Here is a 17,819-nt window from a genome sequence, read left to right as displayed (position 1 = left end):
CCATGAGGGTCAAGCGGCGAGACGGGGTGGACATGCACAAGACCATGACGGTGGCAGCAGTGGTAGAGCGGGCAGCAGCCTTCCAGCTGCTCGAGGCCGAAATTCCCGAGCCCGGCCCCGGCGAGCTCCGCATTGCCGTGAAGGCGGCAGGCATCTGTCACACCGATCTTGTCTTCCGCGATGTGGAACTTGGCACGCCTCTGCCCATGGTACTCGGCCATGAAGGTGCCGGCGTGGTCGATGCCATCGGGGAAGGCGTCGAGGGTTTCGCCCCTGGCGACCGGGTCGCTCTGTCCTACGACAGCTGTGGCACCTGCCCGGTTTGCCGTGAGGGAGCACCGCAATATTGTGCGCAATGGCCCTTGCGCAATATCGCGGGAGTGGGGCCCGACATGGCGCCTCGGCTGAAGCTTGCCAGCGGGCAGCCGCTGTTTGCGAGCTTCTTTGGCCAGTCGAGCTTTGCACCCTACGCCATCACCCGAGCGCGCAACACCGTCCCCATACCAGACGCCCTGCCCTTCCACCTCGCCGCCCCGCTTGGCTGCGGGATGCAGACGGGTGCTGGCGCTGTCTTGAACACGCTTGCTCCCCGCCCCGGCCAGTCGCTTGCCGTCCTCGGGGCCGGCGCCGTCGGGCTGGCGGCAGTGATGGCGGGGTGCGTGGCAGGCATGGACCCGATTGTCGCAGTAGACCGAATACCGGCCAGGCTTGACCTTGCCCGCGCACTCGGTGCGACCCACGCTTTCCTGTCGGGCGACACACTCGCTGCCGATCTCGCTGCCATCCGCCCCGGTTTCGATGCCGTCCTCGACACGACCGGAGTGCCGGCACTCATCGAGCTTGGCATCGCCGCCCTCGGCACGCGGGGGGTCATGCTGGTCCTGGCGGTGTCGCCACCGGGCGCGACTGCCAGCTTCGCCCTCTCCGGTTTCCTCGGCGGCAAGCGCATCCAGGGTCTGATCGAAGGCGATGCCGACCCGCAAGTCTTCGTGCCGCGGCTTGCTGCGCTCCACCTCGAGGGCCGCTTCCCCCACGACCTGCTGGTCGAGACCTTCCCCTTCGCCGAGATCAACCGCGCTGCCGACGCCATGGAAACAGGCGCAACCGTCAAGCCCGTGCTGCTGTTCGAGGGCTGAGACCCTGTGCGCCAACACCCGCTCGGTTGCGCAGGAGCATGACGCAGCCTCGTCTGGTCATAAGCCGATCCAAAAAAGTGCAGCCGGCCTTAGGTCCGTGACAGGAAGGGCAGCATTCGGGCCAGCACATCGTCCCGATCGAGCAACTGATGTTTCAGGGCGCCGGCAATGTGGAGGAGAAGAAGGACGACAGCGCCAATGGCAAGTGCTTCATGGGCTTCGCTTGCAGCCCTTGCAAGGCCAGCGTCCGTGCCGGTTGGCAGATGCGGCCACGGAAACAGACCGAACCAGAATGTGGAACCATCCGGGCTTGCCGAGATGAGCACCCAGCCGGCAAGCGGAATGGCGAGAAGAAGTGCATAAAAGCCCCAGTGGGTGGCGCGCGCCAGCAGCCGCTCGGTCAAAGTCATGTGCGCGGGCAGCGGGGGAAAGCCCTCGCCCAGTCGCACCGCCAAGCGCAGCACCGACAGCAGCAAAATGGTGAGGCCGAAGCTCTTGTGCAGCTCAATCAGCTGAAGTCCGCGCTCCCGCTCCTCTGCCACTGTTGATCGAAGAAGATCTGAGGCGAGAAAGCCACTGGTGAGATTGCCGAGGATGAGAAGGGCAATCAGCCAGTGGAGGGAGAGCGAGAGCGTAGAATAGCCGCGTGAGGGCCGGGCACCTGTGTGCATGGCCTCCGCACATACGTCAATTGGCGCCCGATTTCGACCGCCTCGTCGACGGGGCCTGGCGAAAGAGGAGGGAACGCGTTCGGTGTCACCCCAGGGCGCAACCGGCGACACCAAGCTGGTGAAGGCGCGGGCGGGCAGCATGTCTGGCCCACGAGCCGCAACGGCAGCGGTGGGGTCAGATGGATCCCGCCTTGGACCAAGGGGCTGCCGCAGCTTGAGGCCCGGTCAGGCGGCAGGCTGGCCTTGGAGATCGACAAAGAGTTCGCGCATTTGGGCCAGCGAGAAGAGATGGGCGTAGATCAAGCCCATCATGCCATTTTGCACCATCTTGCGCGCCTGATCGCCGCGAATGTTCTGGAGCTTCTTTTCGTCCACCATGCGAAAGCCAGCGAATTTGGCGGGCTCTGGCATGCCCGGATTCTGGATGGAGGCCTCGCCATCCATCAGCAGCCCGAGCTTGCCAAGCTCCTCCATGAAGCCTCGGGTTCTTGCGACTGCTGCTTCGAACTCCTCGCAGAACTTCAAAATCCCCTTGGTCAACTCCGAGGGCTCATTGCCATCGAAGAGCTTCTGCTCGCCATCCTCGGCTACCAGACCCCAGCTGTCGTCGAAGACCAGGCTCAGCACTTCCGAGTCCGGCTGGAGCCGAGCGAGCATGAACGGATGGCGACGAATATAGGCCGGAATATAGGTGCGCGGCCGCCATTGACCGTCAGCCTCGATGAAGAGATTCTCGCCTTCGCGCAGCCCGACGAGTGCGAGGGGCACTGCCACGGCGTCGGTGCCGAAGACGATCGGATAGAAGCGCTGGGCCAGCGCAAACTCGTCAACGGTAATCGGAACCGCATGCGTTGGCCGGGCGAACTCTAGGTTGTCACGCACCTTGAGGCCAAAGCCGGCGTGGACTTCTGAGCTCAAGGGAATGAGGTTGCGGTAGAAGAGCGGAAGTTGCGGCGCTGGCTGCGGTTGGGTTGCCATGGGGTGGGGAGGGTCCTCTGCTCGCTCGGGGCGCGACGGCCGGGGCGCCGTGCCGTGTCGCCGCGAGGCCCTAGCGCCCGAGTGGTGCAGATGGCAAGCCAGAGCTTCCCGTCAGACGAGGAGCTTTCCAGGATTCATGATATTCTGAGGGTCAAGTGCCGCCTTGATTGCGCGCATTGCCAAAAGGCGCCCGGGGTCACCCAAGCGTGCAAGTTCACTTGCCTTGGTGGTGCCGATCCCGTGCTCGGCCGAAATCGTGCCTCCAAAAGCGACGACCGTGTCATGGAGCAGACGGCGGGCCGCCGCACCATGGGTGGCAAGCCACGCGGCTGAATCCGCACCTTGAGGTGGGCGAATGTTCCAGTGCAGGTTGCCGTCGCCGAGATGGCCGAAGACGAGCGGCCGGGCGCCGGGAAAGGCCCTGGCCAGGGCCGCGCGCGCTGCGGCATCGAAGGCCGGCACATCGGCCACGGCGACGGCAACATCATTTTTGAGCGACGGGCCATCGGCCTTCTCGGCGATTGGCAGATTTTCGCGCAGCGCCCACAGCGCCTCGGCCTGCGCTACTGATCCTGCAACCGTCGCATCGAGGAGCTCCCCCGCTTGCAGCGCGTCAGCAAGAACCGCTGCGAGCCGGTCGGCAAGCGGGGCGCCAGCATCGGCATCGGTCAGTTCAATGAGGCAGTTGAGCGGAGCTGGGTGCGCCAGCGGCGCACGGGCGCCGGGGAGATGGGCAAGAACGAGTGCGAGGCCGTCATCGGGCACCAGCTCGAAAGATTCGACTCGCTCGCCGACGAGCTGCCGGAGCCGCGCAAGCAGCGCAAGTGCCGCTGCAAGGTCGCAAACCCCCACCCAAGCCACGGCCGAGACGGCAGGCGCTGGCACCAGCCTGAGCGCTGCTGCAGTCACGATTCCGAGCGTGCCCTCAGCGCCGATCAAAAGCTGCTTGATGTCATAGCCAGCAGTGTCTTTTCTCAGCGCTGTCAGCTGGTTGAGGATGGTGCCATCGGGAAGGACAGCTTCCAGCCCGAGGACGAGGTTGCGCATCGTGCCATGGCGGAGCACCTGGGTGCCGCCGGCATTGGTCGAGACCAGGCCGCCAATGGTGGCGCTTCCTTTCGCACCGAGGGAAAGCGGAAACATCGTGCCGGCAGCCCGCGCTGCCTCGTGCACGTGGGCGAGAATGGCGCCTGCCTCCGCAACAAGGGCAAGCCCGGCCGAGTCGACCAACCGAATCCTGGCCATGCGCTGCATCGAGACGAGGATGGTGGGCCGGGTCGACACTGCTTCTGGGACCGAGCCACCGACGAGGCCGGTATTGCCGCCCTGGGGCACCAGCGCTGCCCCGTGCGCGCGCGCCGCCTTGACCAAGGCGACAACCTCAGCCGTCGTGCGCGGGCGGACAAGACCATCGGCCACACCACGCTTCTGGCCGCGCCAGTCCAAGAGATGTGGCGCAATTTCTGTCGGGTCAGTTGCGACGATATCGGGGGGAAGGGCTTTGAGAAGCGCCTTTGCTGGGCCCTGCGCTGCTGCGGGCAGTCCTCCCACGACCGCTCAACCGTTGGACATCTTGTCAAGACGCGCCTTGAGCGCGGCGAGCTCGTCCCTGAGCTCCTTAATCTCGTCCGGCTCGGAACGGGTCGAAACCGCGCCGCCAAGCAGGGGGTTGGCGTTACGCCATATGTCGGCTGCAGCCTCCATCATCTGGAGATTCTGCCGCACAAGAGCCTCGAACGCTGTCGATGCTGACGCATTCCCGCCCATGAGGCCCGTAAATGCCGCGCGAAACTGCTCCTGGTTGCGGCGGAAGGCGTCCATCGACGCCTCAAGATAGAGCGGCACCAGCGCCTGCATCTGGTCGCCATACATGGAAATAAGCTGGCGCAGGAAAGAGGCCGGCAGCATGGTGACACCCCGGGTCTCCTCCTCCATAATGATCTGGGTGAGCACATTGTGGGTGATGTCCTCGCCGGATTTGGCGTCGATCACCTTGAACTCCCGCCCCTCGCGGGTCATCGTCGAGAGGTGGTCGAGGGTGATGTAGGACGAGGTCTCGGTGTTGTAGAGACGCCGGTTGGCATATTTTTTGACGATGACCGGTTCCACCCGAACCTCATCCGCCTGCGCCATCGTTCAATCCCTTTTCCTCCTGGTTGCTGCGCGCCCAAGCGTGAACTTGCCACTGCACAATCGCACTTAGCATGTGCAACATGAAAGCGCAAAGTCAGGCGCGCGGACCGCACCCACTGCCGATCTTTCTGGCGCTTCTCTTACGGCAAAGCGCAGGCAACTTGGAGCAGCTCCGAGCCATGCTCGTGGGCCTTGCCCGCTATCAGCAGGCGCCTGTTCCGCTTGCTGTCAGCTGGCCGGCGCCACTGGCACGCATCGGCGCCACCTCGCTGCGCGCGCTTGCCGGGCCAGCGCAGGGCCCTCCTGTCCTTCTACTTCCTTCCATCATCAACGGCGCTCAAGTGCTCGATCATGCCCCACACCACTCGCTTGCGGAAGCTCTGGGTGCTGCAGGTGCGCGCGTGCTACTGATCGATTGGGGCGATCTTGCAGGTGAAGGCCGCCTCGGGCTCGCTGGCCTGGTGAGCCGACGGATTGCCCCGCTCCTCGACCGGGTTGGCCGGCGAGTCACGGTGGTCGGCTACTGCCTCGGTGGCACACTTGGCCTTGGGCTTGCCGCCGCCTTCCCGAGGCTGGTGGCGCGGCTGGCGCTGATTGCCACGCCCTGGTGCTTTTCCGGCTATACAGAAGAGGCCCGAGCCGCCGCCAAAGCTGCCTTCGCCCCCCTCGAAGCCGCCGGCCGACTGCTGGGCGCCGTGCCAATGGCGCTCTTGAACCCGCTGTTCTGGCAGGCCGACGCCGAGGCGATCGCGCAGAAATATGCCCGTCTCGGCCGTTCCCCTTTGACCGCTGAAAGTCTGGCCGCGTTCGCGGCACTCGAGGACTGGGCAGGAAGCGGCCCCCCACTGCCGCTGCCGGCAGCCCGCGACATCTTCATTGACGGCATCGCCCGCGACCGGTTCGGCCGGGGTCTTTGGCGAGTCGCAGGCACATCTGTCTGTCCCGCCCGGCTGCAGCTGCCCGTGCTTGACATCCGGGGGACAGAAGATCGGCTGGTACCGGAGGCAACTGCCCCCGATGTGCCAGGCATGATGCGGCTCCGGCTCCAGACCGGCCATGTCGGGATGATCGTCGGCAGGCAGCGTGCGGCCATGCTGGAGGCGCTTTCCACTTTCCTTTTGAGCGACTAGAGCAGCTGCGGCTTCAAGGAGGATCAGATGGTCGACGTGGTCATCACCGCCGCCCGGCGGACGGCGGTTGGCAGCTTCATGGGCAGCTTCGGGTCGACGCCAGCACACCAGTTGGGGGCCGAAGCGATCCGCGCAGCACTTGCTGACAGCCGGGTGGAAGGCGAAGCCGTGGGCGAAGTGATCATGGGTCAAGTGCTGACCGCAGCACAAGGTCAGAACCCGGCCCGGCAGGCGGCCATGGCGGCCGGCGTCCCCCAGGAAGTGCCGGCCTGGGGTGTCAACCAGGTCTGCGGGTCGGGCCTGCGCGCGGTCGCGCTCGCAGCGCAAGCCATCGCCAATGGCGAGCATGACGTCATGGTCGCTGGAGGGCAGGAGTCGATGTCGCTTGCGCCCCATGCCCAGACTCTGAGACCTGGCACCAAGATGGGCGCGCTCGAACTCGTCGACACCATGATCAAGGATGGCCTGTGGGACGCGTTCAACGGCTATCACATGGGGATGACGGCGGAGAATATCGCCGAGCGATACCAGATCAGCCGCGAAGCCCAAGATGCCTTCGCTGCCGCATCGCAGAACAAGGCGGAAGCCGCTCGCAAAGCGGGAAGGTTCAAGGACGAGATCCTCCCCGTAACTGTCAGGGGCCGCAAGGGCGATACGATCATCGAGGCCGATGAATATATCCGCGAAGGTGCGACAGTTGAAGCGATGGCAGCCTTGAAGCCAGCGTTCCGCAAGGACGGCACCGTGACCGCTGCCAACGCATCAGGCCTGAACGATGGGGCAGCTGCGCTTGTCCTCATGTCGGCAGAAGAAGCCGCCCGGCGCGGGGCCCCGGTGCTTGCACACGTGAAGAGCTGGGCTTCGGCCGGAGTTGATCCGGCGCTGATGGGCCTGGGGCCAGTCCCGGCATCAAAGAAGGCGCTCGAGAAGGCGGGATGGAAGGTCGCTGACCTTGATCTCGTCGAGGCGAACGAGGCTTTCGCTGTCCAGGCGCTTGCTGTGGGGCAGGAGCTTGGGCTTGATCCGGAGCGGCTCAATGTGAACGGCGGGGCGATTGCAATCGGCCATCCCATCGGCGCCTCGGGCGCACGAATCCTTGTCACGCTGCTCCACGAGATGCGGCGGCGCGACGCGAAGAAGGGCCTTGCGACCCTGTGCATCGGCGGCGGCATGGGGATTGCGCTCACGGTCGAGCGCTAGGGTCTGTTCGTGCCTGGGGAAGCCGAGGCGGGCGCACTTGCCGGCAGTCTTGCTTCGCCGCGTTTCCTGCGGCCAGTCGCGCCCGGCCCTGCCGAGACAATCCTTTGGGAAGGCCGGCCCATGCTTGGCGCTGGTCGCCTGCTCGAGCTGTTGATCCTTCTCATCCTCCTCGGCCTTCTCACTTGGGTCGCGGTACTCCTCATTCTGCCTCATTTTGCGGGATCGGCCTTCGCCGGCCGGCCAGGGCCGGAGGCGCTCCCGCTCATCCTTTCGCTCGTCGTCGGCACCGTCGTCATCATTGCGCTTCCGGTGTGGCTGCGCTCATCGGCACGCGGCCGAGCCCGCTACATGCTCACCAACCGCCGCGCCCTCGTCTGGCTTGGGCGCAACATCATCGGCGAGGCCATTCTGTTCGGCGCAGAGATGGAAGTGACGGAAGCGATGGTCGGCTTCTGGACCCCAGGCCTCTATCTTGACTGGCGCTTGAAGGACGAGCGCCCTGACCAGCTGCGCTTCGAACGGCTTGTGGACCCAGAGGCAGTTGCCGCCATCGCGGAAGCCCATGGCGCCCGCCGCCTGCGGCCACCAGACGAGGCGAGCAGCTAGATCCGGCTCAGGCTGACGAGCTCGGCCGTTTCTTCATTGCCTGATGCCAGGCGGCAACCGTCGGGTGCGCCTCCTCGGCCTTGAGCCCGACCCAGCGCGCAAAATCGATGCAGACAATCGCAGTGATGTCGGCAACCGTGTAGCGGTCGCCGGCCACAAACGGGCTCTCGCCAAGCCGGCGCTCCAGCATGTCGAGGAAACCCAGCGCCAGCCGCAGGCCACGCTCGGCAAGGGCGGGGATCTGGGGTGTGGGCGGGCCAGCGCCAGGCGCAGCGCGATCGGCAAAGGCGGGGCGACTGTTCCGGAAGGCGGCGGCAATGTTGAAGAGCCCCTCGAACTCGATCCGCCGCTGCCAGGCCTCAACCCGCGCAATCTCAAGGGGATCGCGCCCAAACAAGTTGGGCTCGGGCTGAAGCGCCTCAAAGTAGCGACAGATGGCGATCGATTCGTCGAGGATGGTCCCGTCGTCGAGCTCGAGAGTCGGCACGACGCCGCGCGGATTGACGGCAAGATAGGCAGGCGCGAGGTTCTCCCCCTTCTGGATGTCGATTTCGACGCGCGGCACCGCAATCCCCTTCTCGGCAAGGAAGATCCGCACCCGGCGCGGATTGGGGGCAAGCGCCATATCATAGAGTTTCATCGCAATTTCTCCTCCGCCCTTTCCTTCGCTCACGCATTGGCGTATCGAGGTAGCGCATGAAGGGCCACCTCTCTCTCCTGCGACGCGGCTGACCGCCGCGCTAACCCGTGCGGCGGGCGGGCGGCTGGCGGCCGTCCGGAAGGTTTTTGTCGAGGAATGAGGCGAGAGATGATCATCAGGCCACGCCAGCCAGAAGACCAATCCGCAATTGCCGAACTGATTGGCCGCTGCTTTCCCGCCCCCCGCCGGCAACGGACTGCCGAACTGCTGCGGGGCCAGTCGAAGCCATTGGCGGGGCTTGCCTTCGTTGCAGCTGCGGATGGGTGCATCCTCGGCTCGGTCGCCTGCCACCCCGTCCAGTGGAAAGGCCCAGACGGCAGCGCGCGCCCGCTTGTGCTCCTGGGGCCGCTGGTCTCGGATCCAAGGCGGCGCGGCGAGGGGATTGGCCTGCGGCTGATGGCGCGGGCGGTTGCGGCCCTCGACCGGGTCGGCGCGGATTCGATGCTCATTGGCGATCAGCCCTATTATGGGCGCTTCGGCTATAGAGCGGATGCAACGGCCGGCTGGCGACTGCCAGGTCCGGTCGAACCGGAACGGCTTTTGCTTCGGGCCCGCGATCCAGCCATCTGGGCAGGTCCGGCTATCGTCTTGCCCGCCGCCAGTGCTGCCAATGGCTGTGGGGTTCGCCTGCGGGCAGCCTGAACTGCTGCTTCACCGCCGTGGAAACGGTCTTCGCAAGCCTCCTGCTCTTCGCGCCTGCGCTCTCGACCAGAACCGCCGGAGGCTGCAGCTTGAGCCTGCTGCCCACTTCAGGCATGCGACAGGCATGGCAGCGCATTCGAAGGACACGCCGATCCGCGCCGAGCTGCCGCCGCTTGCCAGCCTTTCGCTTGCCGAGGCCGCGCGAGCTGTCGCTGAAAAGCGCCTGCCGCCGGTTGAGGAATGGCATCCGACCCATTGCGGCCATTCCGACATGCGGATCGCGCGTGATGGCACCTGGTATCATGCCGGCACTCCGATCGGCCGGCCGGCGCTGGTGCGGCTGTTTGCAACTGTTCTTCGGCGCGAGCCGGATGGCAGCTTCGTCCTCGTAACACCCGTCGAAAAGCTCGACATCGACGTCGAGGATGCGCCTCTGCTCGCTGTAGAGGTGAGGAGCGAGGGGCGTGGGCGAGACCGCTCTCTGCTGTTCCGGCTGGCAACGGATGAAATGGTGATTGCCGGGCCCAGCAATCCGCTCCGGTTTGCGATGGATCCTGATGGCACGCCCCGCCCCTATCTCCATGTGCGCGGGCGGATTGGCAACGGAATCGAAGCGCTGGTCGCCCGCAGTGCCTTCTACGACCTCGCTGAATGGGCGATCAGCGAGCAAGTGGAGGGGGAGCCGCTGGGGCTATGGAGCGGGGGCGTCTTCTTTGCCTTCCCTGCTTGACCTGATCGAGACCGGCCTCGCGCGGCCGGCCGTGGCGCCCATCGCAGGCGACTGGGCTATCAGCCCTGACCCGGCCAGCGAGAGTCATCCGGGCGTTCCGGCCGCCGTGCTTGTCCCGCTTCTTACGCGTCGCGAGCCGACCCTTCTGTTGACAGAGCGCACCGCGCACCTGCGCAACCACGCCTCTCAGGTGGCCTTTCCTGGTGGTCGGATTGACCCGGCCGATAGCGGTCCGGTGGCTGCCGCCCTGCGCGAGGCCCAGGAGGAAGTGGGCCTCGCACCCAGCCTCGTTCGCATACTTGGGCAGGCCGATCCCTATCTGACTGCAACTGGATATACTGTCACGCCCGTCATTGGCGCCATTCCGCCAGACCCGCCTCTTTGCTTGAATGCCGAGGAAGTGGCGGACGTGTTCGAAGTGCCGCTTGCCTTCGCACTCGACCCAGCCAACCATCAGTTGCGCGAGGCCGAATGGCGCGGGCGGCGGCGGCGCTTCTATGTGATCGAATGGCAAGGCCGGACGATCTGGGGCGCGACAGCAGCGATCCTTGTCAACCTCTCCGCCCGTCTCGGCTGAGTGCTGGCGTGGCGCGTGTTGATCCCGGGATTTGGAACACCCGCCCGCAAATGGCCCGTCTGCTCGCGGCCCTCGATGCCGCCGGTGGTGCAACCCGAGTGGTAGGAGGTGCCGTTCGCGACGGCCTCCTCGGTCTCCCGGTGGCTGACGTCGACTTCGCGACAAGGCTGCGGCCGGATACGGTCATCGCTGCTCTCGAAGCGGCCGGGCTGCGCGCAGTTCCAACCGGCCTTGCCCACGGCACCGTCACGGCTGTTGCCGGCGGTCACGGCTATCAGGTCACAACGCTCAGAGAAGATGTCGAGACAGATGGGCGATGGGCACGGGTTGCTTTTACCAACGACTGGCGCGCCGATGCCGCCCGCCGCGACTTCACTGTGAACGCCCTTTACGCCGACCCGTTGACCGGCGAAGTGGAGGACTGGTTCGGTGGCGTTGCCGATCTTGAGGCCCGCGTGGTCCGGTTTATCGGCGACCCGCTTACCCGCATTGCCGAAGATCATTTGCGGATCCTGCGCTTCTTCCGTTTCTCGGGCCGCTACGCCGACACACTCGATCCGGCCGGCCTTGCCGCTTGCGCTGCCCGCGCAAAGGATCTCATGACGCTATCGCGTGAGCGAGTGCGCGACGAACTCTTGAAGATTCTGAGCGCGCCGGCTCCAGCTGCAATTGTCACGGCCATGCACGAGCATGGCATCCTCTCGGCCATCCTGCCCGAGGCCACGAATGTCGCCCGCCTTGCCGCGTTGCAGGCAACAGAGGCCGGCGCTGGAGCCGAGCCGGCAGCGATACGGCGGCTGGCAGCGCTCTGCCGCGAGGACCCGGCACTTGCGTCAGCACTTGCTGCCCGGCTTCGGCTGTCAAATTCGGAGCGGGCCCGGCTGATCGCGATCCTGACCCCCGGCCCGGCACCAGCCGACCCGCGCGCGCTCGCCTACCGAATTGGCGCCGAGGCAGCGATCGACCGCCTGCTTCTGACCGACGACCCGCGGGCGGCTGACTGGCTGCCCCGCCTTAGAGCCTGGCGCCCGCCCCGGCTTCCCGTCTCCGGGCGAGACTTGATCGCCTTGGGGCTTCCGCCGGGACCGGCCGTATCGCGTGGCCTTGCCGAAGTGGAAGCCTGCTGGATTGCGGCCGGATTCCCAACCGACCGTGCCTTGGTGATGACACTCGCCCGCCAAACGCTTGGCCTTCAGTGATGGTCTCCGCCGAAAGCGGTCGAGCAAGGGCGGTCAGTGACCGCCCTGTGCTGCGTGGAGGATCCGGTACCAGTCCGCCTGCTCTAGGCGGACCCGGAACAGGTCGGGCGCTGCGCGCAACTCGGCTGGCTCCTGAGTCCCGAACAGGGGAACCGGGCGCGCGGCATGGCTGGCAACGAATGCGGCTGCCACCGCCGCACGGCCGACGCCCTGCTGCCCGGCAACAGCGTCGAGCGCGCGGATCGTCGCGCGTGCGGTGACGCTGGCGGCAAGCCCGGGCCGGTCGCCGATCTGCCCTTCGGAAAGCGGTGCTGCAGCGAGCACAGTTGCGCCGAGCTCCATGGCAAGATCGAGCGTGCCATCAAGAAGCGAGTCAATGTCGAGCGCAGAAAAGGAGAGCTCGATGGCAGCAAGAGGAACTTCAAGATAGGCAGCAAGGGCACGGATGGCCGAGGATGGATGGTTGGCCACGCCCACGGCGCTGGCGAGCCCACGCTGGACCAGCCGCGCGAGCGCTGCTGCCGTCTTTCGCGGATGGGCGAGACGGTCGGGCTGTTCAAGCAGGAAAAGGTCGGTGCGGGGCGCGCCAAGGCGGGCGAGCGCAGCCTCAAGCCCTGCTTCGAGACTGTCGGCCTCGCTATCCGGTACCGAGCTCGGGCCCATGCCTCCGCGCAGGGCAAGAAGCCAGCCTCCGCGCAGCGCCGGGTCGGCCTTGAACACGGCGCCGACACGCTTGGTCGCTTCACCGAAGCGCAAGCCGCTGCCCGGGAACGGATGGTCAGACAGGCAGACCATGCCAAAGCCGGCGCCATGGGCCGCGGCCACGGCCGCAGCCACGGCATCAGGCTGGGCCGATGCTGATGGCCGGACATTCCAGGCCAGTGGTGCGAAACTGGGGCCGCTCGTCCCGAGTGGCCTTGGTGCAGAGCTCAGCGCAATCATCCGCGCCCGATGGCAGATGACGGGCACGGGCGCGAGCCCCCTCGCGTGTATGCGCTCAGCGCATCCCGCCTTCCAGTGACCAGAACGGGTCACCGGGATGGGCGATTGCAACTTCGCGCCAGCCGGCAGGCCGAAACCGCGCGAGCGTAGAGCCCTTGTCACACTCCGGTCTTGGCGCCTTCACGGGGTCAGTCGCGCCGGCCGCCGCGGCCGATGAAACGCACGAGCGCGACATCATGGACTGGGAACAAGTGGGTCCAGCCCTCGCGCCGGGTGGAGGCTTGGGCAATGGGTCCAGATAGCCGGAGGCGGATGGCGTTCCTGACGACGGTGCCGGAGCGGAGGTGAAGATCAACAGACTCGACATTGGCGGACTGCAACGCCGACCAGGCCGCAAGAAGAAGGCCAGCACCTGCAGCAACAGGGCGGGCGCCTGGCAAATCGGCTGGGCTCTCCACGCCCTCGAGCGGACTTGAAAACTGGCTATGGCCAGAAAGATCCATTGCGTCACCTCGCCTGGCTCAGTCACGGCGGCAAGGCCACTGGCTTGAGCAGAAACAGCGAGCTCGATGCAAAACCGGGCACGCAGGGGCTGATGTTGCCCGGGGCTGGCACCTCCCCTATAGCCGCTGCGGTGCCCCTCGCATGGAGTCGTGGGTGAGTGGCTGAAACCAGCGGTTTGCTAAACCGCCGTACGGGGATACCCGTACCGAGGGTTCGAATCCCTCCGACTCCGCCAGCGGGCCTGTGCCAGACCTTCCCAGACTGTCCCATCCTGTCTTTATACGACTGTCTTTGCTGCATAATCCGTGATGCCGCTTGTGCCGGCGGATCCCGCCCTGTACCAGGCTTTCCCGCGCAGTTTGAGGGAAAGATCGAGGGAAAGGATCGCGGCCATGGGGAAGCTCTCGGCACGCCGGCTCGCTAGCCTCACGGCACCGGGACGCTATTTCGACGGCGATGGCCTGCATCTGTTCATCGACAGCGCCGGGCGGCGCTACTGGATCCTGCGCTACATGCGAGCGGGCCGGCTGCGGGACATGTCGCTCGGTCCGGAGCGGCGGATGTCGCTGGCCGACGCTCGGCGCGCCGCGGCGGCCGCGCTGCGGGGATTGCAGGAGGGTCGCGACCCGATCGCGGCGCGTCGGGCGCGTGCTGCGCACGACGTGCGCTTTGCCGAGGCCGCGCGGCGTGTGCACAGGCTGCGGTGCGAGGCCTGGAGCAATGGCAAGCATCGCGACCAGTGGCTCGCGACGCTGGAGACCTATGCCTTTCCGCTGCTCGGCGACCTGCCTGTGGCAGCGGTGGCGCGCGCTGACGTGCTGGCCGTTCTGGAACCCATCTGGATCGCGAAGCCTGAGACGGCGCGCCGCGTGAAGCAGCGCATCGGCACGGTGATCGACTGGGCGGTTGGCGCCGGGCTGCGCGAGCACGGCATCGACATGCGGCTGGTGACCCGGGCGCTGCCGCGCCAGCCCTCCCTGGACGGTCATCTGCCGGCGCTGCGCGCGGCGGACGTGCCCGGGTTCATGCGTGCCCTGTCGCACGCACCGGCGGGTCCGCTGGTCCGGATGGCGGTCGAATTGCTGGTGCTGACTGCCAGCCGGCCCGGCAACATCAGGCGGATGCGCTGGGCGGACGTCGATCTGGAGACGGCGACCTGGACCCGGCCGGCCGAGCAGATGAAGTCCCGCCGGCCACATCGCGTGCCGCTGTGCCGGCGCGCCGTCGAGCTTCTCGCGCAGCTGCGCAGCCGCACGGCAGGCAGCGAGCCCGGCCTGGTCTTCCCGGGGCGAGGGGGCCGGCCGCTGAGCGAGAATACCCTCAACAAGGCGGTCCAGACGCTTGGGGTCAACGCCACCTCGCACGGGTTCCGGACCAGCTTCAAGGAGTGGTCGCTGAGCGCGGGATGGCCGGATCATCTGAGCGAGGCACAGCTTGCCCATGCGGACCCGAACCGCGCCCGCGCCGCCTACGCGCGCGAAGATCTCCTCGAGGAGCGCAGGCCGATGATGCAGGCCTGGTCGGATTTTGTCGGGGATAGCGTGTCAGCCAGAGCTTCAGCCCTCGGGCAGGCGCTGGTATCGCCTGCGCATGACCGCCCCTGCGCCCGATGAGCTGAGACCCCTCTGGTCGCTGCTGGGAAGCCGCGCGGAGGTCGAGGCGTTCGAGGCAGAGAGCCGCCAGGTCCTGGGGCGTGCCGCAGGCGTGAAGCTCGGCACGATGCTCGTGGCTGTCCTGTGCATCGGGCAGGCGGCTGCGGCCCTCTCGACGGACAATTCCCCGGGTGCAGTGGCCTGGGCGGCGGCAGGATTGATTGTGGTGGCCGGGGCGCGCCTGTGGTGGCGGCTGGCGCCGCCTGCCGTGGCAACTGGCCGATATGCACGGATCGTTGAGGCGCTGGCGCGAGGGGAAATGACGGTCTGGCGGGCAAGGCGGCAAAGCTGGCGCGAGGGTGCGCTTGATCGCCTCGACCCCTCGGTCTTTCGCCACCCCTTTGCCCGGCTGCATTTCGGGCGCAGCGCGTTGGCCAGGTGGTGCGCCCAGTGGAGCTGGTACGCTCCCGCCGCGCCTGACCTGCTGGTTGCCGGCCTCTCAGCCGGCAAAGAGGACTTCATCGGCCAGGAGCCAGGCTGCCTCGGTGCGGGTGAGGCAGCGCTGAGCGGCTCGGCAGTCGTCGCGCCGCCCGCGGCCGCCGGCGGGTCGGATGACCGGTCAATCAAGAGCCGCCCTAGGAAAAGCGAGGGCAAGACCGGGCAACCGGCCCTGCCGCTCTTCGACACCTGCCCAGTGTCGAAAGCGTCGCAGCCTTCGATCGATGCCAAGGTCGCAACGCCAGCGTCCGCTGCGCAAGCGGAGGGCGTGGGCGGGGTGTCGAGCCCGCGTGGCGGGCGAGCGCAGCTTCTGACGATTGCCGAGGTGCTGGACATGTTGAGCATGTCCCGGTCGAGCTTCTATCGCCTCATCAGGAACAGCGACTTTCCCGAGCCGCTGCGGATCGGATCTGGCGTCCGATACAATGCTGCGGAGGTCGAGGCCTGGATCGCGGCCCGGCGGGACAGGCGCTCCTGACCGGGACGGAAAGATCGTCGCTGCAGCCTGCGTGAGGCGGGAGCGTGGGCGCGACCTGCCCGAGCAGCCTCTCTCCGGCATGGCGCGCTGACCTGCCAGCAAAGCCTGTCTGGCGGCGAGCGGGTGAGCTGCCTTCTTCCGGCTGGTCCAGCGGCGGCCATGGTCTGAATGGCGGCATCTGCTGCACGCTGGCCTTCGCCAGCCTGCGCATCGAGCCTTGGCGCCGTCACAAGACGGCCGTCCGCCCGCGCGATCCGCCCGAGGTGCCGGCCGACGGCGCCGGAAGCGGCAGCCCAACCAGTGCCGCCCTCCGGCTCCGCTGCGCTCCGCCTCCGGCCGGCGCTGGTGGAACGGGCACCCCTGCAGGCACAGTCAGCCCGTACCATTCAGGGGGGCCAATCAGATGCGCGCGACGGCGGCGCGTCCGATTGCACGCTTGGCGGCGTCGGTGCAGCGCTCCGAGGCTTCGGCGATTGGAGGCCAATCTGACACGGTTCCCCAGGTCATTGGGACGCGCGTCCCGCCCACGGTTTCAAGTTCGACGGCCTTGGCCGGACGAAATTCCATCCAGCCCCAGGCGAGTGCTTCGAGGCGCATGAGCACGAGGTAATGGTCGTGCAGCGTGAGGTCCTGGTTGAGCCGCGAGGCGACCCGCAGGCTGATACAGGTTACCGTCGCCTAGAGGGGAAAACGCACCCCCGCTCCGAACATGTGCAGGACGTGGCCGAGCAGCTGCGAGCCGCGCGTGAAGGCGCTGAGCGAGGTCTTCATCGGGTCAGTCCCGCTTCGCGCAGCCGGTCCCGATAGACTTCGTGGGTGTACGCTCGGAGGGCCTTGTCCGGGTGCTTTCCCAGCAGCGCATCGACTGCGGTTTCGATGAAGAGGGTCCGTGGGTCGACCTGGTCGTTCGCAAGCGGCTTGCCTGCGATGACCTGCTCGATCAGCATGCTGAGCGCGATGCTGATGGATGTGCCATGGGCACGCGCATATTGTGCGAAGGCGTCGGCCGTTTGCGCCGGTACGTAGCAGGCGATCTGCCGCGTTCTCTGTTTCACACGCTAACTCCTTGGACGGGGAGCAGCGTGGTTCGGTCTGAAGAAAGCGTCGATACGGTATGGAATCGTATCATACGAGCCAAGCGAAAAAGAAACACGGAAAAGCCGCTGGTTAGCGCACGGTACCACACTATACCACGCGAACATGGTAGAGTATGGTACGACCATGGCGTTTTTACGGTACAAAGTATGGCACAATATGGTGTGATATCCGCAAGTGATACAGGAGCTTAGCCGGCAGCGAGCTGCGTAGTGTGTGACAACTGTCTCAGGTACCCTGCTCTATGCTTGTCCTAGGTCCCTGTTTGGGGTGAACTGTTCCTGGTTCCGGTCGGGGCTTTCAGCGGGAGACTGTTCGAGGGTTTGATCGTCCCGTCTTTCGATACCCTCCGAGGCGTCGGCGGTCGATCCCGCTGGTCGATGCGCGAGCAATTAGGCGTCCGTTAGCCGTACCCCTATTGCGAGCCCAGACGGCGGTTCTCATCTCGAGGCGTTGCCTTGTGACATGCTCCCCTGGAATGTGACCGCGATGAGGTAGAGTCCGGCTCGTGAGGAGACGGACGGATGAAGCGGAGCAGATTCAGCGAAGAGCAGATCATTGGGATTTTGCGAGAGCAGGAGGCTGGGGCCCCGACGGCGGAGGTCTGTCGCCGGCACGGGATCAGCTCGCCGACCTTCTACAAATGGAAGGCGAAGTTCGGGGGACTGGAGGTGTCTGAGGCCAAGCGGCTGCGTGCGCTGGAGGAGGAGAACAGCCGGCTGAAGAAGCTTCTGGCAGAAGCAATGCTCGACAACGCGGTGCTGAAGGACCTGGCGTCAAAAAATGGTGACGCCCGGCGCAAAGCGGGAAGCGGTCGCCCATGCCCGGGAGCAGTACGGGCTGAGCGAGCGCCGGGCGTGTGAGCTGGTGGGGATTGCGCGACGGGTGGCGCGCTATGTGTCGACGCGCCCGGATGATGCGGACCTGCGCATCAGGCTGCGCGAGCTGGCCGGAGAGCGGCGCCGGTTCGGCTATCAGCGCCTGGGTTATCTGCTGGAGCGCGAGGGG

19 protein-coding genes, 1 tRNA gene and 1 pseudogene are annotated in these 17,819 nt (G+C 66.3%); 12 read left to right on the top strand and 9 right to left on the bottom strand.

Annotated features, from left to right (window positions below; all coding sequences use genetic code 11):
• Positions 1-2: 2 nt before the first annotated feature.
• Positions 3-1,136 (top strand): NAD(P)-dependent alcohol dehydrogenase, encoded by a 1,134-nt coding sequence (locus tag ACWIQA_RS05465; protein WP_448582058.1) that lies wholly within the window; start codon positions 3-5, stop codon positions 1,134-1,136.
• A gap of 89 nt (positions 1,137-1,225) precedes the next feature.
• Here the strand turns inward: ACWIQA_RS05465 and ACWIQA_RS05460 are convergent, their stop codons facing one another.
• From ACWIQA_RS05460 to phaR, 4 genes are all read right to left on the bottom strand, one after another.
• Entirely contained in the window at positions 1,226-1,807 is a 582-nt protein-coding gene (locus ACWIQA_RS05460; protein WP_448582057.1) for a cytochrome b, read from the bottom strand.
• A gap of 225 nt (positions 1,808-2,032) precedes the next feature.
• Entirely contained in the window at positions 2,033-2,785 is a 753-nt protein-coding gene (locus ACWIQA_RS05455) for a SapC family protein (RefSeq protein WP_448582056.1), read from the bottom strand.
• A gap of 111 nt (positions 2,786-2,896) precedes the next feature.
• Entirely contained in the window at positions 2,897-4,327 is a 1,431-nt protein-coding gene (locus ACWIQA_RS05450) for an FAD-binding oxidoreductase (RefSeq protein WP_448582082.1), read from the bottom strand.
• Between the two features lie 15 nt (positions 4,328-4,342).
• Positions 4,343-4,918, bottom strand: a complete 576-nt coding sequence (gene phaR / locus ACWIQA_RS05445) for a polyhydroxyalkanoate synthesis repressor PhaR (RefSeq protein WP_448582055.1) — start codon at positions 4,916-4,918, stop codon at positions 4,343-4,345.
• Between the two features lie 179 nt (positions 4,919-5,097).
• On the opposite strand from phaR, the gene ACWIQA_RS05440 reads away from it, so the two are divergent.
• From ACWIQA_RS05440 to ACWIQA_RS05430, 3 genes are read left to right on the top strand one after another with little or no spacing between them, the layout of a single operon-like run.
• On the top strand, positions 5,098-6,048 hold the full coding sequence (locus tag ACWIQA_RS05440) for an alpha/beta fold hydrolase (protein WP_448582054.1): 951 nt from the start codon (positions 5,098-5,100) through the stop codon (positions 6,046-6,048).
• A gap of 27 nt (positions 6,049-6,075) precedes the next feature.
• The gene (locus ACWIQA_RS05435) at positions 6,076-7,248 is read left to right on the top strand and encodes an acetyl-CoA C-acetyltransferase (RefSeq protein ID WP_448582053.1); all 1,173 of its coding nucleotides are present in this window, start codon (positions 6,076-6,078) and stop codon (positions 7,246-7,248) included.
• Between the two features lie 9 nt (positions 7,249-7,257).
• Complete coding sequence (locus tag ACWIQA_RS05430) at positions 7,258-7,854, top strand: hypothetical protein (RefSeq protein WP_448582052.1); 597 nt, start codon at positions 7,258-7,260, stop codon at positions 7,852-7,854.
• 7 nt (positions 7,855-7,861) lie between these two features.
• On the opposite strand, the gene ACWIQA_RS05425 is transcribed toward ACWIQA_RS05430, so the two are convergent.
• Positions 7,862-8,494: a glutathione S-transferase family protein gene (locus ACWIQA_RS05425; protein ID WP_448582051.1), complete on the bottom strand. Its 633-nt coding sequence runs from the start codon at positions 8,492-8,494 to the stop codon at positions 7,862-7,864.
• A gap of 168 nt (positions 8,495-8,662) precedes the next feature.
• Between ACWIQA_RS05425 and ACWIQA_RS05420 the strand changes: the two genes are divergently transcribed.
• From ACWIQA_RS05420 to ACWIQA_RS05405, 4 genes are all read left to right on the top strand, one after another.
• Entirely contained in the window at positions 8,663-9,196 is a 534-nt protein-coding gene (locus ACWIQA_RS05420) for a GNAT family N-acetyltransferase (RefSeq protein ID WP_448582050.1), read from the top strand.
• Positions 9,197-9,320: 124 nt separating this feature from the next.
• Positions 9,321-9,926 carry a DUF1285 domain-containing protein gene (locus ACWIQA_RS05415; RefSeq protein ID WP_448582049.1) on the top strand — a complete coding sequence of 202 codons (606 nt, stop codon included), beginning with the start codon at positions 9,321-9,323 and terminating at the stop codon, positions 9,924-9,926.
• Positions 9,927-9,957: 31 nt separating this feature from the next.
• Positions 9,958-10,503 carry a CoA pyrophosphatase gene (locus ACWIQA_RS05410; RefSeq protein WP_448582048.1) on the top strand — a complete coding sequence of 182 codons (546 nt, stop codon included), beginning with the start codon at positions 9,958-9,960 and terminating at the stop codon, positions 10,501-10,503.
• A gap of 50 nt (positions 10,504-10,553) precedes the next feature.
• Entirely contained in the window at positions 10,554-11,702 is a 1,149-nt protein-coding gene (locus ACWIQA_RS05405; protein ID WP_448582047.1) for a CCA tRNA nucleotidyltransferase, read from the top strand.
• Positions 11,703-11,735: 33 nt separating this feature from the next.
• Here the strand turns inward: ACWIQA_RS05405 and ACWIQA_RS05400 are convergent, their stop codons facing one another.
• Positions 11,736-12,539 carry an aldo/keto reductase gene (locus ACWIQA_RS05400; RefSeq protein WP_448582046.1) on the bottom strand — a complete coding sequence of 268 codons (804 nt, stop codon included), beginning with the start codon at positions 12,537-12,539 and terminating at the stop codon, positions 11,736-11,738.
• Between the two features lie 293 nt (positions 12,540-12,832).
• Positions 12,833-13,147, bottom strand: coding sequence for a hypothetical protein (locus ACWIQA_RS05395; protein ID WP_448582045.1), 315 nt, complete (start codon positions 13,145-13,147; stop codon positions 12,833-12,835).
• 144 nt (positions 13,148-13,291) lie between these two features.
• On the opposite strand from ACWIQA_RS05395, the gene ACWIQA_RS05390 reads away from it, so the two are divergent.
• The 3 genes from ACWIQA_RS05390 (at position 13,292) to ACWIQA_RS05380 (ending at position 15,716) form a co-directional block, all read left to right on the top strand.
• Positions 13,292-13,383: transfer RNA gene (locus ACWIQA_RS05390), tRNA-Ser, on the top strand.
• Between the two features lie 157 nt (positions 13,384-13,540).
• Positions 13,541-14,761: a tyrosine-type recombinase/integrase gene (locus tag ACWIQA_RS05385; RefSeq protein ID WP_448582044.1), complete on the top strand. Its 1,221-nt coding sequence runs from the start codon at positions 13,541-13,543 to the stop codon at positions 14,759-14,761.
• The gene (locus ACWIQA_RS05380) at positions 14,739-15,716 is read left to right on the top strand and encodes a helix-turn-helix transcriptional regulator (RefSeq protein WP_448582043.1); all 978 of its coding nucleotides are present in this window, start codon (positions 14,739-14,741) and stop codon (positions 15,714-15,716) included. Before ACWIQA_RS05385 ends, ACWIQA_RS05380 begins: the two co-directional genes overlap by 23 nt.
• A 399-nt stretch (positions 15,717-16,115) precedes the next feature.
• Here ACWIQA_RS05380 and ACWIQA_RS05375 read toward each other — a convergent pair whose 3' ends face one another.
• Together ACWIQA_RS05375 and ACWIQA_RS05370 are read right to left on the bottom strand one after the other, a co-directional pair.
• The gene (locus ACWIQA_RS05375) at positions 16,116-16,313 is read right to left on the bottom strand and encodes a hypothetical protein (RefSeq protein WP_448582042.1); all 198 of its coding nucleotides are present in this window, start codon (positions 16,311-16,313) and stop codon (positions 16,116-16,118) included.
• A gap of 170 nt (positions 16,314-16,483) precedes the next feature.
• Positions 16,484-16,771 (bottom strand): hypothetical protein, encoded by a 288-nt coding sequence (locus ACWIQA_RS05370; RefSeq protein ID WP_448582041.1) that lies wholly within the window; start codon positions 16,769-16,771, stop codon positions 16,484-16,486.
• 564 nt (positions 16,772-17,335) lie between these two features.
• On the opposite strand from ACWIQA_RS05370, the pseudogene ACWIQA_RS05365 reads away from it, so the two are divergent.
• Positions 17,336-17,819: pseudogene (locus ACWIQA_RS05365) on the top strand (transposase); the annotation flags it as partial.

This window comes from Thermaurantiacus sp. (assembly GCF_053487655.1).
The sequence above is the reverse complement of the archived record's forward strand: the minus strand, read 5'-3'. Positions and strand labels throughout refer to the sequence as shown.